The 15,450-nt window shown below is 71.9% G+C and carries 13 protein-coding genes and 1 tRNA gene; 8 read left to right on the top strand and 6 right to left on the bottom strand.

Annotated features, from left to right (window positions below):
• Nucleotides 1-82 precede the first annotated feature (82 nt).
• The 3 genes from ACWDYJ_RS09695 to ACWDYJ_RS09685 all read right to left on the bottom strand — a co-directional run bounded on the left by ACWDYJ_RS09695 (nt 83) and on the right by ACWDYJ_RS09685 (nt 3,661).
• Complete coding sequence (locus ACWDYJ_RS09695; protein WP_451564954.1) at nt 83-391, bottom strand: FmdB family zinc ribbon protein; 309 nt, start codon at nt 389-391, stop codon at nt 83-85.
• A 67-nt stretch (nt 392-458) separates the two neighbouring features.
• The gene (locus ACWDYJ_RS09690; RefSeq protein WP_451564953.1) at nt 459-1,781 is read right to left on the bottom strand and encodes an MFS transporter; all 1,323 of its coding nucleotides are present in this window, start codon (nt 1,779-1,781) and stop codon (nt 459-461) included.
• Nucleotides 1,782-2,158: 377 nt separating this feature from the next.
• A complete protein-coding gene (locus ACWDYJ_RS09685; RefSeq protein WP_451565013.1) occupies nt 2,159-3,661 on the bottom strand; it encodes a potassium/proton antiporter in 1,503 nt (500 codons plus the stop codon).
• A gap of 236 nt (nt 3,662-3,897) precedes the next feature.
• Between ACWDYJ_RS09685 and ACWDYJ_RS09680 the strand changes: the two genes are divergently transcribed.
• Entirely contained in the window at nt 3,898-6,744 is a 2,847-nt protein-coding gene (locus ACWDYJ_RS09680) for a penicillin acylase family protein (RefSeq protein WP_451564952.1), read from the top strand.
• A gap of 12 nt (nt 6,745-6,756) precedes the next feature.
• Here the strand turns inward: ACWDYJ_RS09680 and ACWDYJ_RS09675 are convergent, their stop codons facing one another.
• Nucleotides 6,757-7,383: a 5-formyltetrahydrofolate cyclo-ligase gene (locus tag ACWDYJ_RS09675; RefSeq protein ID WP_451564951.1), complete on the bottom strand. Its 627-nt coding sequence runs from the start codon at nt 7,381-7,383 to the stop codon at nt 6,757-6,759.
• Between the two features lie 94 nt (nt 7,384-7,477).
• Here ACWDYJ_RS09675 and galU point away from each other — a divergent pair, with 94 nt between their 5' ends.
• The 7 genes from galU (at nt 7,478) to ACWDYJ_RS09640 (ending at nt 12,828) form a co-directional block, all read left to right on the top strand.
• Nucleotides 7,478-8,380 carry a UTP--glucose-1-phosphate uridylyltransferase GalU gene (gene galU / locus ACWDYJ_RS09670; protein ID WP_451564950.1) on the top strand — a complete coding sequence of 301 codons (903 nt, stop codon included), beginning with the start codon at nt 7,478-7,480 and terminating at the stop codon, nt 8,378-8,380.
• 4 nt (nt 8,381-8,384) lie between these two features.
• Nucleotides 8,385-9,737: a molybdotransferase-like divisome protein Glp gene (gene glp, locus ACWDYJ_RS09665; protein ID WP_451564949.1), complete on the top strand. Its 1,353-nt coding sequence runs from the start codon at nt 8,385-8,387 to the stop codon at nt 9,735-9,737.
• A gap of 74 nt (nt 9,738-9,811) precedes the next feature.
• On the top strand, nt 9,812-10,291 hold the full coding sequence (gene moaC / locus ACWDYJ_RS09660; protein ID WP_451564948.1) for a cyclic pyranopterin monophosphate synthase MoaC: 480 nt from the start codon (nt 9,812-9,814) through the stop codon (nt 10,289-10,291).
• A gap of 68 nt (nt 10,292-10,359) precedes the next feature.
• The gene (locus ACWDYJ_RS09655) at nt 10,360-10,884 is read left to right on the top strand and encodes a MogA/MoaB family molybdenum cofactor biosynthesis protein (RefSeq protein ID WP_451565012.1); all 525 of its coding nucleotides are present in this window, start codon (nt 10,360-10,362) and stop codon (nt 10,882-10,884) included.
• Between the two features lie 17 nt (nt 10,885-10,901).
• On the top strand, nt 10,902-11,519 hold the full coding sequence (locus ACWDYJ_RS09650; RefSeq protein WP_451564947.1) for a GNAT family N-acetyltransferase: 618 nt from the start codon (nt 10,902-10,904) through the stop codon (nt 11,517-11,519).
• A 145-nt stretch (nt 11,520-11,664) separates the two neighbouring features.
• Entirely contained in the window at nt 11,665-12,678 is a 1,014-nt protein-coding gene (gene sepX, locus ACWDYJ_RS09645) for a divisome protein SepX/GlpR (protein ID WP_451564946.1), read from the top strand.
• A gap of 76 nt (nt 12,679-12,754) precedes the next feature.
• Nucleotides 12,755-12,828, top strand: a tRNA-Ala gene (locus ACWDYJ_RS09640).
• Nucleotides 12,829-12,914: 86 nt separating this feature from the next.
• Here ACWDYJ_RS09640 and ACWDYJ_RS09635 read toward each other — a convergent pair.
• Together ACWDYJ_RS09635 and ACWDYJ_RS09630 are read right to left on the bottom strand one after the other, a co-directional pair.
• Nucleotides 12,915-14,180, bottom strand: a complete 1,266-nt coding sequence (locus ACWDYJ_RS09635) for a vWA domain-containing protein (RefSeq protein ID WP_451564945.1) — start codon at nt 14,178-14,180, stop codon at nt 12,915-12,917.
• Nucleotides 14,177-15,418 (bottom strand): AAA family ATPase, encoded by a 1,242-nt coding sequence (locus ACWDYJ_RS09630; RefSeq protein WP_451564944.1) that lies wholly within the window; start codon nt 15,416-15,418, stop codon nt 14,177-14,179. Before ACWDYJ_RS09630 ends, ACWDYJ_RS09635 begins: the two co-directional genes overlap by 4 nt.
• Between the last annotated feature and the right edge of the window lie 32 nt (nt 15,419-15,450).

Raw genomic sequence — 15,450 nt, 5'->3', positions numbered from 1 at the left:
CACGCCGAAGACCCCGCTGCCCGGAGGGGGCGGCGGGGTCTCGTAGGCGTGGCCTCGGTGGGCGCAGTCCGGGTGGGCCCGGTCAGGCGGCCGAGGTGGAGCTGCTGCCCGTGCTCGACGACGTCGAGGAGGACGAAGCGGCGGGAGCGGCGGCGGCGGTCGACGCCCCGGACGTCGTCGCGGGCTTCGAGGCGGGGGTGCTGCTCGACGAAGCGCCACGGCTGTCGTTCCGGTAGAAACCGGAGCCCTTGAAGACGATGCCGACCGCGGAGAACACCTTCTTCAGGCGTCCGTCACAGCTCGGGCACACGGTCAGCGCGTCATCGGTGAACTTCTGCACGGCCTCAAGGCCCTCACCGCACTCGGTGCACTGGTACTGGTAGGTCGGCACGAATTTCCTCCTGGCACTCTGACTCGATGAGTGCTAACGACGCTCCATGGTGACGTATTCCGGCGGATCAGTCCACCGTCACCGGCGTGCGGTGACCGATCCCACGCTCGTTCACCCGGGTACGGGCGGCCGGCGCGGACGCCGGCGAGGACGAGCTGACGATCCGGCTCGGGGCTTTCGGCGCCAGCTTCGCGCGCAGCGCCAGCAGGGTGGCCAGCGCGAGCGCGGTCGCCACCAGCGGCACCAGGAAGCCGTACGAGGACCCGTGCGCGTCCGTCAGCCGGCCGGCCAGGGTCACGGCGACGGCCTGCCCGAAGGCGACCGCTCCCGTCAGCCAGGTGAAGGCCTCGGTCCGCGAGGCGGCCGGGATCAGCTGCTCGATCATGGTGTAGCCGGTGATCAGCGCCGGGGCGATGCACAGACCGACGACCAGGCCGAGCGCGCCCAGCAGGATCATCGAGTTCGCGGCCCACAGGACCGAGGCCGCGGCGGTGAGGCCGATGTAGCCGAGGATCAGGCGGCGGCGCGGGCCGATCTTCCAGGCGATGGCGCCCATGGCGATGCCGGCGATCATGTTGCCCGCGGCGAAGACGCCGTAGAGCAGACCGTTGGCGCCCGGGTTGCCGATCTCCTCGGAGAAGGCGGCGAGCGAGACCTGCATGCCGCCGAAGACGGCGCCGATGCCGATGAAGGCGACGATCAGGACGCGCAGGCCCGGGAAGGACAGCGCGGAGGCGTGCTTGTGACCGTCGGCCGGGCGGGGGGCCGACTTCGGCTCGGTGGAGCGCTGGGCGGCGAAGAACAGGCCGCCGAGCAGCGTCAGGGCCGCCTCGGTGGCCAGACCGGCCGCCGGGTGGATCCCGGTGCAGAGCGCGGTGGCGAGCACCGGGCCGACGACGAAGGTGAACTCGTCGGTGACGGACTCGAACGCGGCCGCGGTCGGCAGCAGCGGGGAGCCCTCCAGCTTGGCCGCCCAGCGGGCCCGGACCATGGGTCCGACCTGCGGGACGGAGGCGCCGGCCGGGACGGCGGCCAGCGCGAGCGCCCACAGCGGGGCGCCGAGCAGGGCGAGCGCGGTCAGGGCGCTCACGGCGGTGGTGTGGAGGAGGACGACCGGCACGAGGACGGCGCTCTGGCCGCGGCGGTCGGTGAGCTTGCCCATGACCGGGGCGAACAGGGCCATGGAGACGCCGGTGACGGCGGCGACGATGCCGGCGTCGCCGTAGGAGCCGGTGGCGTGCTGGACGAGGAGCAGGATGCTCAGGGTCAGCATGCCGAAGGGCAGGCGGGCGGCGAAGCCGGGGAGGACGAAACTGAGGGCGCCGGGTGTGCGCAGGAGCTGCCCGTAGCCGGGGCGGGCGGACGTGTCGGTCGTGACCGCGGATGTCACGGCCTGGCCTTTCCGCTGCCTGGTAGAGCGTCCCCGTCTGCGGACGGTGCGCCGCCTTGTGAGCGACCGCACCCGTACATGTGGGAGCCCCGAGAGCTGTCCTCTTGCGCAGAACCGAGTGATACCTGGGCGCCCACCGCGGGTGGTGCCACGGCCGCTTTGCGGTCGCGCCAGCTCTGCGTCAGGCAGAGTTGGTTCGATCTGGTGTGCCTTCATCGTACAGGGGAATCCACTATCACGCCCTGTGATTACGGCGACAGGCAGTGTCTTCACCTGCGATTAACCGGAGCTTCGCATTCCAGTACCCCTGAAATGCGGCAAAAACCGGCTATACACCACCGAAAATGGCCGAATTAGAACGTCGCTCTAACTCCGCTCTACCGCGTTTCTCCACTCGTGCCCAGCCAGCCCGCGAGCTTTCCGCCCCGCGCCACCGCCCGCAGCCGTGCCTCGGCCGCGTCCCGCACCGGGTCCGTCGCCACGACCAGCAGCTCGTCCCCGCGTCGCAGCACGGTCGAGGGCATCGGTACGAAGCTCTTCGCGTCGCGGACCACCAGGGTCACCGACGCGCCCGCCGGCAGCCGCAGCTCGCTGACCTCCACGCCGTGCATCCGCGAGGCGGGCGGGATCGCGAAGGACAGCAGGTGTCCGCGCAGCTTCTCCAGCGGCGCGGACTCGATCCCCAGGTCGGCCGCGGCCTCGTCCGATTCGCCCAGCTTCAGCTTGCGCGCCAGCCACGGCAGGGTCGGCCCCTGCACCAGCGTATAGACGGCGACCAGCACGAAGACGATGTTGAAGACCCGGTCGCTGCCCTCGATCCCGGACACCATCGGGATGGTCGCCAGGATGATGGGTACGGCCCCGCGCAGGCCCGCCCACGACATCAGGACCTGCTCCGGCCAGGGGATCCGGAAGGGCAGCAGGCTGACGAAGACCTCCAGCGGTCGCGCCACCATGGTCAGCACCAGTCCGATGACCACCGCGGGCCAGAAGTCGTGCACCAGCTCGTGCGGGGTGACCAGCAGGCCCAGCAGCACGAACATGCCGATCTGGGCGATCCAGCCGAGCCCGTCCGCGAACCCCCGGGTGGCGGGCCAGTGCGGCAGCTTCGCGTTGCCGAGCACCATCGCCGCCAGGTACACCGCGAGGAAGCCGGAGCCGTGCGCCATCGCGCCGGCCGCGTACGCCGCCACGGCTATGGCCATCACCGCGATCGGGTAGAGGCCCGAGGCGGGCAGGGCAACGTGCCGCAGCCCGTACGCCCCCAGGAAGCCGACCGCCAGGCCGATGGCCGCGCCGATCGCCAGCTCCAGCGCGATCTTGCCGATCAGGACGTACCAGTCGTCCACCGGGCCGACGGTGGCGAAGGCCACCACCAGGATGAGGACGGGAGCGTCGTTGAAGCCGGACTCGGCCTCCAGTACGCCCGTGATCCGGGACGGCAGCGGCACCTTGCGCAGCACGGAGAAGACGGCCGCCGCGTCGGTCGAGGAGACGACCGCGCCGATCAGCAGGGCCTGGCGCCACTCCAGGCCGACGAGGTAGTGCGCGGCCGCGGCCGTCACGCCCACGCTGATCGCGACGCCGACCAGGGACAGGGAGACCGCAGCCGGCAGGGCCGGTTTGATCTCTTTCCACTTCGTGCCCAGACCACCCTCGGCGAGGATCACCACGAGCGCCGCGTAGCCGATGACCTGTGTCAGCTCGGCGTTGTCGAAGACGACATTGCCGATGCCGTCCTGGCCTATCGCGATGCCTATGCCGAGATAGATGAGCAGGCTGGGGAGGCCGCTGCGTGAAGAAAGGCGCACCGCCGCCACGGCGACGAGCAACACGAGCGAGCAGACCAGCAGAAGCTCATTGAGCGTGTGGACAGTCAGCGGGCGGCCCTTTCCTCAAGGCGCCCGGCGGATCGTTCCTCCCGAAGGCGCGCTCGGCAAGTACTTCGTTACCTTACCTAATCTTTGACGATTCCTTGACCTGCTCCTCACATTGTGAAACGCCTCTTCGCCCCTGTCCCCGTGGACCTTGACCCCTGGAGGATCAACGGCACCGGTCCTGCGCCTATGGTTGCTCCCAGCACTCCCAGGACCACCCTGCCCCTCTAAGGACAGCGATGCCCGCCAATGAATCCGGACCTTCCGTCAAGAAGAAGGGACGACGCGCACGCCTTCTCGTGCTCGTCATGGTCCTGGCGCTCTTGGCGGGCCTCGGCTACGGCGCGTACTGGAGCGTGGACACCGTGCGCGCCTCCTTCCCGCAGACCACCGGCTCCCTGAAGGTCCCCGGCCTGACCGGGACCGTCGACGTCAAGCGCGACGAGCGGGGGATCCCCCAGCTCTACGCCGACAGCGACGAGGACCTCTTCCGCGCGCAGGGCTTCGTCCACGCGCAGGACCGGTTCTGGGAGATGGACGTACGCCGCCACATGACCTCCGGCCGGCTGTCGGAGATGTTCGGCCCGGAGCAGGTGGAGACCGACGCCTTCCTGCGCACGCTGGGCTGGCGGCACGTTGCGCAGGCCGAGTACGACACCAAGCTCTCGCCCGAGACCAAGAAGTACCTGCAGGCCTACGCCGACGGGGTCAACGCGTACCTCAAGGGGAAGTCCGGCAAGGGCCTCTCCGTCGAGCACGCCGCCCTCGAGCTGAGCGAGAGCTACGCGCCGGAGCAGTGGTCGCCGGTGGACTCCGTGGCCTGGCTCAAGGCCATGGCCTGGGACCTGCGCGGCAACATGCAGGACGAGATCGACCGCTCGCTGATGTCGACCAAGCTCACGCAGGCCCAGATCGACGAGCTGTACCCGCCGTACCCCTTCGACCGGAACAAGCCGATCGTCGAGGGCGGCGCGGTCGCGGGCGGCAAGTACGCGCCCCAGGGCGGCGCGGGCGCCGCGGGCTCCGGCTCGACCGGCGGCTCCGGTACGGGCTCCGGCTCCGGCTCGGTATCGGGCTCGGGTACGGGGTCCAGCACGGGCACCCCCACCGGCCTCGCCGGCAACGCCACCGCCCAGGGTGCGAGCGTCGGCCTGCGCACGCAGCTCGCCGCCCTCTCCGAGACCCTGGACGAGATCCCGGCCATCCTCGGCCCCAACGGCAGCGGCATCGGCTCGAACTCCTGGGTCATCGCGGGCAAGTACACGACGACCGGCAAGCCGCTCCTGGCGAACGACCCGCACCTCTCCCCGCAGCTGCCCTCCGTCTGGTACCAGATGGGTCTGCACTGCCGCGCCGCCTCGCCGCGGTGCCAGTACGACGTGGCCGGCTACAGCTTCTCCGGCATGCCCGGCGTGGTCATCGGCCACAACGCCGACATCGCCTGGGGCATGACCAACCTCGGCGCCGACGTCACCGACCTCTACCTGGAGCAGATCCAGTCCGAGGGCTACGTCTACGACAACAAGGTGCTCCCCTTCACCGTCCGTGAAGAGGAGATCAAGATCGCGGGCGCCGCGAGCAAGACGATCACCGTCCGCAGCACCAACAACGGACCGCTGATCTCCGACCGCAGCGACGAACTCGCCGCGGTCGGCTCCCGCGCGCCCGTGGCCAGCTCCGCGCCCGACCGCGGCGACGGCTACGCGATCGCGCTGCGCTGGACCGCCCTGGACCCCGGCAAGTCCATGGACGCGGTCTTCAAGATGAACCGGGCCAAGGACTTCCCCAGCTTCCGGGCCGCGGCCGCGGACTTCGAGGTCCCGTCCCAGAACCTGATCTACGCCGACAACAAGGGCGCCACGGGCAACATCGGCTACCAGGCCCCGGGCCGCATCCCGGTCCGCGGCCAGGGCGACGGCCGCATGCCGGCCCCCGGCTGGGACCCGAAGTACGCCTGGAAGGGCGGCAAGGACGGCAACGCGGGCTACGTCCCGCAGAACGAGATGCCGTGGGACCTGAACCCGGCGCGCGGCTACATCGTCACCGCGAACCAAGCGGTCGCCGAGAACGGCACGGGCCAGGGCAAGTACCCGTACCTGCTGACCACCGACTGGGGCTACGGCGCCCGCAGCCAGCGGATCAACGACCTCATCGAGGCGAAGATCAAGGACAGCGGCAAGATCTCCACCGACGACATGCGCACCATGCAGATGGACAACAGCAGTGAGATCGCCGCGCTGCTGACCCCGATGCTGGCCAAGATCCAGGTCTCGGACCCGGACGTGCGCTCGGCGCAGAAGCTGCTGGAGGGCTGGAACTACACCCAGGAGCCCGACTCGGCCGCCGCCGCGTACTTCAACGCGGTCTGGCGCAACATCCTCAAGCTGTCCTTCGGCGACAAGATGCCGAAGGAGCTGCGCGTCGAGGGCAGTTGCACGAACGTGCAGGGCAACGGCAACGGCCCGAGGGACGACCTGGCCGAGCTGGTCCGCGAGTGCGGCAGCCGCGGCTCCGACTCGGCGCAGCCGGACGGCGGCGACCGCTGGTTCGAGGTGGTCCGCCGCCTCGTGAAGGACGAGAAGTCCCCCTGGTGGAAGGTGCCCGGCACCCGCACCAAGGCGGAGGTCACCACCCGCGACGGGCTGTTCGCGCGGGCCATGGAGGACGCCCGCTGGGAGCTGACCGCCAAGCTGGGCAAGGACCAGTCCACCTGGAGCTGGGGCCGGCTGCACCAGCTGACGCTGAAGAACCAGACCATCGGCACGGAGGGCCCCGGCTTCATGCAGTGGCTCCTCAACCGCGGCCCGTGGAACCTGGGCGGCGGCGAGGCCACCGTCAACGCGACCGGATGGAACGCCTCCAGCGGGTACGACGTCACTTGGGTGCCGTCGATGCGGATGGTCGTCAACCTCAACGACCTCGACAAGTCCCGCTGGATCAACCTGACCGGCGCCTCGGGACACGCGTACCACTCGAACTACACGGACCAGACGACGATGTGGGCCAAGGGCGAGCTGCTGGAGTGGCCCTTCGGCAAGGAGGCCGTCGACAAGGCGACGGTCGAGACCCTCACCCTCAAGCCGTAGCGGTCCTGGGCATCACGGGCTGAAGCGGCGCACCCCCGACGGGGTGGCCACCGCCTGGACGGGGTGGTCGTGCGGTTCCTCCGGGATCCGCGCGACCACCTCTTCGTCGTAGAGGAGCACCACCAGCGCCGGATGCGCTCCGGCGCGCTCCAGCCGCTCCAGCACCCGGTCGTACGAGCCTCCGCCCCGGCCGAGCCGGATCCCGCGCCCGTCCACGGCCAGTCCGGGCAGCAGTACGGCGTCGGCGGCGGTCACCGCGTCCGGCCCGAGCCGCGGCCCTGAGGGTTCCAGCAGCGGCAGCTTGCCGGGGTGCGCGGTCGCGGCGAGGCTGCCGTGGCCCTCGTACAGGCCCCAGTCGAGGTCGTTGTCGGGCAGCAGCAGGGGCAGCAGCACCCGCTTCCCGGTGGTCCGGAGCACGTCGAGCAGTTCGAGCGTGCCCGGTTCGGTCCCTATGGAGACGTACGCGGCGACCGTGCGCGCGTGGGCCAGTTCGGGCAGGGCGAGGGCGGTGCGGGCGAGCGCGTGGGCCGCCGTACGGCGGGAAGCGGGGGACAAGGCGCGGCGGGCGGCGAGCAGTTCTCGGCGCAAAGCTCCTTTTTCGGGTGGCCGGGATGCGTTTTCGGGCGGATCTTCCTGCACGGTCGACTCACATATCCTTTCTCATCGGGTGCTATCCGGACGTATTGACCGGTACTGCGGATCAGGTTCGGTGCGACCCACTATCGTTCTGCCCATGACTCAGTTGCACCCCGTGATCAAGAAGGCCGTCATCCCGGCCGCGGGCCTCGGTACTCGGTTCCTTCCGGCGACCAAGGCGACGCCCAAGGAAATGCTGCCCGTCGTGGACAAGCCGGCCATCCAGTACGTGGTCGAGGAAGCCGTCTCCGCCGGGCTGGACGACGTTCTCATGATCACAGGACGTAACAAGCGGCCTCTCGAGGACCACTTCGACCGGAACTACGAGCTGGAGTCCGCGCTCATCGCCAAGGGCGACGACGACCGGCTGAAGAAGGTCCAGGAGTCCAGCGACCTGGCCACCATGCACTACGTCCGCCAGGGCGACCCGCGGGGCCTGGGCCACGCCGTCCTGTGCGCCGAGCCGCACGTGGGCAGCGAGCCCTTCGCCGTCCTGCTCGGCGACGACCTCATCGACCCCCGCGACCCGCTGCTGCGGCAGATGGTCGACATCTACGGGCGCACCGGCGGCACCGTCATCGCCCTGATGGAGGTCGACCCGGCCAGCGTGCACCTCTACGGCTGCGCCGCCGTCGAGCCCACGGACGCGCCGGACGTCGTCCGGATCACCGGGCTGGTGGAGAAGCCGGACGCCGCCGATGCGCCCAGCAACTACGCCGTCATCGGACGCTACGTCCTCACCCCGGGGATCTTCGGCATACTGCGGGAGACCGAGCCGGGCCGCGGTGGGGAGATCCAGCTCACCGACGCCCTGCAGAAGCTGGCCGCCGACGAGAGCGTGGGCGGCCCGGTGTACGGCGTGGTCTTCCGAGGCCGCCGCTACGACACCGGGGACCGGGGGGACTACCTGCGGGCCATCGTCCGACTCGCGTGCGAGCGTGAGGACCTGGGCCCGGAGTTCCGCACCTGGCTTCACCGTTACGTCACGGAGGAGATGTAGCACCTTGAGCAGTTCCGCACCGCAGCATCCTCAACCGGCGGGCGGCCACCACCGCCTGTGGTCGGTGGACGAGCACCTCGCGGACATCCTCGCCACCGTCCGGCCGCTGGAGCCCATCGAGCTCCAGCTGCTGGACGCCCAGGGCTGCGTCCTGGTCGAGGACGTCACCGTGCCCGTCGCCCTCCCGCCCTTCGACAACAGCTCCATGGACGGGTACGCCGTCCGCACGGCCGACGTCCAGGGTGCGAGCGAGGAGTTCCCCGCGGTGCTCACGGTGGTCGGGGACGTCGCGGCGGGCAGCGGAGACCTGCCCACCGTCGGCCCCGGCCAGGCCGCCCGCATCATGACCGGCGCCCCGCTGCCGCCCGGCGCGGAAGCCGTCGTACCGGTCGAGTGGACCGACGGCGGCACGGGCGGCGGCGCCGCCTTCGGGATGACCCCCGCCAGCGCCGCGCCCGAGGGCGCGGGCGGCGAGGTACGGGTCCACCGCGCCGCCGAGCCCCGGGCGCACGTCCGCTCGCGCGGAAGCGACGTACAGGCCGGTGACCTGGCGCTCGCCGCCGGGACCGTCCTCGGCCCGCCGCAGATCGCCCTGCTGGCCGCCATCGGGCGCGGCACCGTCCGGGTCCGGCCGCGGCCCCGGGTGGTCGTCCTGTCCACCGGCAGTGAGCTGGTCCAGCCGGGTGAGGCACTGACCGCCGGGGCGATCTACGACTCCAACAGCTTCGCGCTCGCGGCCGCCGCCCGGGACGCCGGAGCCATCGCCTACCGGGTCGGCGCGGTCGCCGACGACGCCGACACCCTGCGCTCCACCATCGAGGACCAGCTGATCCGGGCCGACCTGCTGGTCACCACCGGCGGCGTCAGCGTGGGCGCGTACGACGTGGTGAAGGAGGCGCTGACCTCCGTCGCGGCCGGCGACGACGCCGCGGACGCCGGCAGCGTCGACTTCCGCAAGCTCGCGATGCAGCCCGGCAAGCCCCAGGGCTTCGGCACCGTCGGGCCCGACCACACCCCGCTGCTGGCCCTGCCCGGCAACCCGGTGTCCTCCTACGTCTCCTTCGAACTGTTCGTGCGCCCCGCGATCCGCGCCCTCATGGGCCTGCCGGCCTCCGAGACCGGCCGGCCCAGCGTGCGCGCCGTCCTCAAGGCCGACAAGGCGCTCGGCTCCCCGGCCGGCCGACGCCAGTTCCTGCGCGGGAAGTACGACGCCGGGAGCGGCACGGTCAGCCCGGTCGGCGGATCCGGCTCCCACCTGATCGCCGCACTGGCGCACGCCGACTCGCTGATGGTCGTACCGGAGGACGTCACCTCGGTGGAGCCCGGGACGGAGCTGGAAGTGGTCCTGCTCGGCTGAGGACCGGCCGGTGCGGGTAGCGTGTTGCACCACACAGGCCCCTTGCGGGCCCGGAGCGGGAGCGGCACGGAGATATGAGTACGCACAGCAGGCTGACGCACATCGACGAGGCCGGCGCGGCCCGCATGGTCGACGTCTCGGAGAAGGACGTCACCACCCGGACGGCCCGCGCCAGCGGACGTGTCCTCGTCTCGCCCCGGGTCATCGAGCTGCTGCGCGGCGAGGGCGTGCCCAAGGGCGACGCCCTCGCCACCGCGCGGATCGCCGGGATCATGGGGGCCAAGAAGACCCCCGACCTGATCCCGCTCTGCCACCCTCTGGCGGTGTCCGGGGTGACGGTGGACCTGGCGGTCGCCGACGACGCGGTCGAGATCCTCGCCACCGTGAAGACGACCGACCGTACGGGCGTCGAGATGGAGGCGCTGACCGCCGTCGCGGTCGCCGGACTCACCGTGATCGACATGGTGAAGGCCGTCGACAAGGGTGCGGTCATCACCGATGTCCGGGTGGAGGAGAAGACCGGCGGCAAGTCCGGCGACTGGACGCGCTCGTGAACGCCCCGCGCGGCGGCGAGGTCCACAGCCACAGCCACCCTGCCGAGTCCCCGGCCCCGGCGCCGGGCATCACCCCGCCGGCTCCGCCCGCGGCGCGCGCCCTCGTGGTCACGGCCTCCAACCGGGCCTCGCAGGGCGTCTACGCCGACAAGGGCGGCCCGCTGCTGGCCGAGGCCCTGGAGCGGCTCGGCTTCACGGTGGACGGCCCCCGCGTCGTCCCCGACGGCGACCCCGTCGAGCGGGCGCTGCGCGAGGGCGTGGCCGCCGGGTACGACGTCATCCTCACCACCGGCGGCACCGGCATCTCGCCGACCGACCGCACGCCCGACGCCACCGCCCGGGTGCTGGACTACGAGATCCCGGGCATCCCGCAGGCCATCCGCGCCGAAGGCCTGGCCAAGGTACCGACGGCGGCCCTGTCCCGGGGCCTGGCGGGCGTCGCCGGCCACACCCTGATCGTGAACCTGCCCGGCTCGACGGGCGGGGTGAAGGACGGCCTGGCCGTCCTCTCGCGGCTCCTGCCGCACGCCGTCGACCAGCTCCGCGGCGGCGACCACCCCAGACCCGCGGCGGCTTCCGGGAGCCCGAGCTGAACGGCCCCTCCTGGCCGGTGGTCCTGACCGACGGCGATGTCACGCTCCGGCCCATAAAGCTGCGCGACCAGCGCGCCTGGCGCGAGGTCAACCGGCGCAACCGCGACTGGCTGCGGCCGTGGGAGGCCACGATCCCGCCGCCAGCGCCCTGGGGGCCGGTGATACACCGGCCGACGTACCGGCAGATGGTCCGCCACCTGCGGGCGGAGGCGAACGCCGGCCGGATGCTGCCCTTCGTGATCGAGTACCAGGGGCGGCTGGTCGGCCAGCTGACGGTCGCCGGGATCACCTGGGGCTCGATGTGCGCCGCCCATGTGGGCTACTGGGTGGACCGGGACGTGGCGGGCCGCGGCGTCATGCCGACGGCGGTCGCGCTCGCCGTCGACCACTGCTTCGGCAAGGTCGGGCTGCACCGGATGGAGGTGTGCATCCGGCCGGAGAACATCCCGAGCCGCCGGGTCGTGGAGAAGCTCGGATTCCGCGAGGAGGGGCTGCGGCCCCGCTACCTGCACATCGACGGAGCGTGGCGGGACCACCTCGTCTACGCGCTCACGGTGGAGGAGGTCCCGGAGGGCCTGCTGCGCCGCTGGCACCGGGCGCGCACGCAGGAAAGTCCGCCTCCGAAAAGCGCGTAATCGATAACGCGTTCGAATTCACGGCCGGTTCGCCCATAACCTGATCCGAAGAATCAGAAAAAAAGTCCGTGATATCAGCCGGATCGCGCGACACACCGACTCAATTGGCTGATCCCCTCGGCCGCGCCCCTCTACGGTGTGGGGTGTGAGCAGCAGCGGCCTCATCTACGCAGTCATTGTCGGGGCCTGGGCCGCCTACTTGGTGCCCATGTGGCTCCGGAGGCAGGACGAGCTGAACGAAGCCCGTCCGACGGAACGCTTCTCCACCGCCATCCGGCTGCTTTCCGGCCGGGCGGGAATGGAGCGCCGTTACGCCAAGGGGCTGCGTGAGCGCGGTGACGAAGAGGCGGAGCCCCAGCCCCACGCGGACCCGGACGCGACGACGGAAACGGTGAATTCCGTGGACGCCGACGCCCGGGCCCTCGGCGTACCCCCGACCAGGACCGAGCCGAGAGCCAGCGAGGCCGAGCGGGTCCGCCGCCAGCAGCGCCTCCAGGTGCTCGCGCGCCGCCGCCGCACCACCGCGCTGCTCTTCCTGGTCTTCACCGTCGGCGCGGTCGTCGCCGCCGTCGGCGGACTGGGCTACCTCTGGGCGCCGGCCCTGCCGGCCCTCCTGCTGAGCACGTACATCGTGCACCTGCGGGTCCAGGAGCGACGGCGCTACGAGTTCACGATGGACCGCCGCCGCGCCGAAGCCGCAGCCCGCAGCCTGCGCGAGAACCGCCCCCGCCGCCGCGAGCCAGAGGCCCCCGCCGGATCCGAACCGGACCCCGCCCCACCGGTCTCCCCGCAGGAGGCCGGCCGGCGTGCGCTCGTCGAGCAGACCGACCACGCCGAGTGGGTCGACCAGCAGCGCGAACGCGAGCGCGGGCCCGCGCGCGGCGACAGCTGGGAACCGGTCCCGGTCCCGCTGCCGACGTACGTGACGGCCCCGGTCGCCCCCCGCGCCACCGGCCCCGCGACCCCGGACGCCTGGAGCGCGACCCGCTCCAGCACCGCCGAGCCGACGGAACCCCGCCTGCGCGCCCAGCCCTCCCCGCCGAAGCCGGACCCCAAGCCCCAGACGACCACCCCCCGCCCCCGCGGCCAGGGCCGCGGCCGCACCCCGCTCTTCGACCAGTACGAGAGCGAGGACCGCCCCCGCGCGGCCAACGAGTGAGGTGACCTGCACGGACGCTCCCGGTAACCCGTTTTGGAGCACCCGCGCGGGGATGCTAATGTTTCACACGTCGCAAGGGCCTGTGGCGCAGTCTGGTAGCGCACCTCGTTCGCATCGAGGGGGTCTGGGGTTCAAATCCCCACAGGTCCACAGACGACAGTTCACGAGTAGCTCTCGGGAACGTCACGAGATCCCGTCCGGTCGAAAGACCGGGCGGGATTTCGGCGTTTCCGGGGTTACCGGGCAGTCGGAGTGGAGCCGATCTCGACCACCCGGGCCCACGGGGGCGGTGAGTCCGGGACGTAGTCGGGGTCGTTCTCGTCCCATGAGGCGGCTGAACGTCGCCGAGGGAACAGACCCACCACCGTCCGGCACGGTGGGCGCGTGGTCGGCCAGGGGGTCTGGCCGTCGGTCAGGACCACGATGACGTCGGGGCGGTGCTGCGCTCGGAGGGCCTTGGCGATGCCCGTACGCAGGTCCGTACCTCCGCCGCCCATCAGCGGGATTCCCTCGCCACGGCACAGCGGGTGCACGACGCGGGCAGCCGCGTCGCACGGCAGTACGGTGATCAGGTCGCGGCGGCCTCCCACGGCGCGGGAGATCGCGGCAACCTCGAGGAGCGCGCTGCCCAGTTCGGTGTCACTGACCGAGCCGGACGTGTCGATGACCACGCAGACCCGGGGCGGCTTGCGCCGCAGGCTCGGCAGGACGACGCCGGGCATCGCGCCCGAGCGCCGCGACGGACGGCCGTAGGTGTAGTCCTCGCCCGCGCCGGAGCCGGAGGTCGCCGAGCGGACGGCCGCGCCCAGCAACTCCCGCCATGGCTGCGGCGGGTGGAACGCCTCCTCGGCCCAGCGCTGCCACCCCTTCGCGGCGGTCCCCGGACGGGCGGTGATGCCCTGTGCCACCCGGAAGCGGACCGCGTCCCGTTCCTGATCGCTGAGGCCGTGCGCGCCGTTCGGTCCCAGTTCCCACTCCCGGTCCAGTCCGTCGGCGCCGCTGCCGCAGTCCAGCCAGGCCGCGCTCCGCGTACGCGGCCCGAGCTGGAACTGGCGGAGGTAGTCCTCCATGAGCTCCCCCGTGGGCAGCCCCAAGGACGCGGGATCGACGGCGCCTTCGGGTTTGACCAGCCCGTCGCCGAACACGTCGTCGTTGATCTCGCAGTCCGCGGCGATGTTCATCCGCAGCCGTTCCCCCGGGCCGGTCAGACCGCGCTCCCGCGCGACCCGGTCACCGCGCCCGTGGTGGTCACGCAGGAGGTGGGACACCTCGTGGACCCAGACCCCCGCCAGTTCCTCCACCGGCGTCCGGTCCACGAACGTCGGCGAGACGTAGCACCGCCAGTACCGGTCGACGGCCATCGTCGGGACCCGCCGCGACTCGACGGTGTGCAGGGCGAACAGGGCCGTCGCCAAGTAGGGCCGGACCCGGGCGGCGTGCAGTCGGGCGGCGAAGAGCTTGTCGAGGTCGAGGCTCGGCGGGCCCGCGTCGTCCGGGGTCACCGGCCGGCCTTCGCGGCGAGTGCGGCGGCACGGGCGGCCGCCTGGTCCGCGCGCCGGGACAGGGATACCGCTCCGGCGAGCTTGTCGATCGACGCCGGAACGTCCCAGTCCTCCTGGCGCAGTGTGGCGAGGGTGGTCGCGGGGACCACCACCAGGTCCGGGGCTCCGGTTTCCAGCGCCCGGACCAGGAGCGCCCAGGCCGCGTCCCAGCGTGACTTCTCCGGGCGCCCCCGGACCGCCTCCACCACGCCGTCGAGCACGGCCTGGCGCAGATCGCCCCGCTCGGGCAGGGCGGCGCCCGCGGGGTCGGCGAGAAGCACCTCGGGGTCCGGGAGGTCCATCCGGTCCAGGCTCGCCAGCAGCTCAAGACCGGGGCCGTCTCCCACGGTGCCCCTGACCAGCTGGGACAGTACGTCGCGGGAGGAGCCGGCCGCCGTCGCGAAGGCGATCAGGCACAGGGTCATCTCCCAGGTCCGGGGTGACGGCCAGGGGCCGCCCCGGCGGGTTTCACCGCTGGGCAGTCGGTGCACGAGCGTGGGGCGGGCGGAGAGGAGCCCGCACACCGCGCGGCGGGCGAAGTGCACGGCCGGCGACAGCTTCTGCGGGTCGAGCCGGGGCAGGGTCGCCCGGGGCCACGTCCCACCGAGGCCGCGTACGACGACCTCGTGGTCGTGGGTCCACTGGAGATGAACGAAGCGGTTGGCCAGGGGCGGGCTCAGCTCCCAGCCGTCGGCGGCCGACGACCGCGGATTGGCGGCGGCCACGATCCGGACCGCGGGCGGCAGTTGCAGGGAGCCGATCCGCCGTTCGAGCACGAGGCGGAGGAGGGCGGCCTGAACGGCAGGCGGCGCGGTGGACAGTTCGTCCAGGAACAGCAACCCGCGGCCGGCCCGTACGAGGCGCACGGCCCAGTCCGGCGGGGCCATGGGGACGCCCTGCTCCGCGGGATCGTCCCCGACGACGGGCAGGCCCGAGAAGTCGGACGGCTCGTGCACGCTGGCGATCACCGTGGTCAGCGGAAGGTCCAGGGCCGCGGCGAGCTGCGTCAGGGCTGCGGTCTTGCCGATCCCCGGCTCACCCCACAGCAGCACGGGCAGGTCGGCGGCCACGGCCAGGGTGAGGGCCTCCAGTTGGGCGTCGGGGCGCGGTTCCGTGGTCGTGTCGCGCAGCAGGGTCAGCAACTCGCCGGCGACGTCGAGCTGGGAGGCGTGAGCGGCGAACGGGGTGCATGCGGGCATATGTGATCACCTAGGGGTTCGGGTTCGTGGTG

This window comes from Streptomyces sp. NPDC003042, assembly GCF_053591315.1.
The sequence above is the reverse complement of the archived record's forward strand: the minus strand, read 5'-3'. Positions and strand labels throughout refer to the sequence as shown.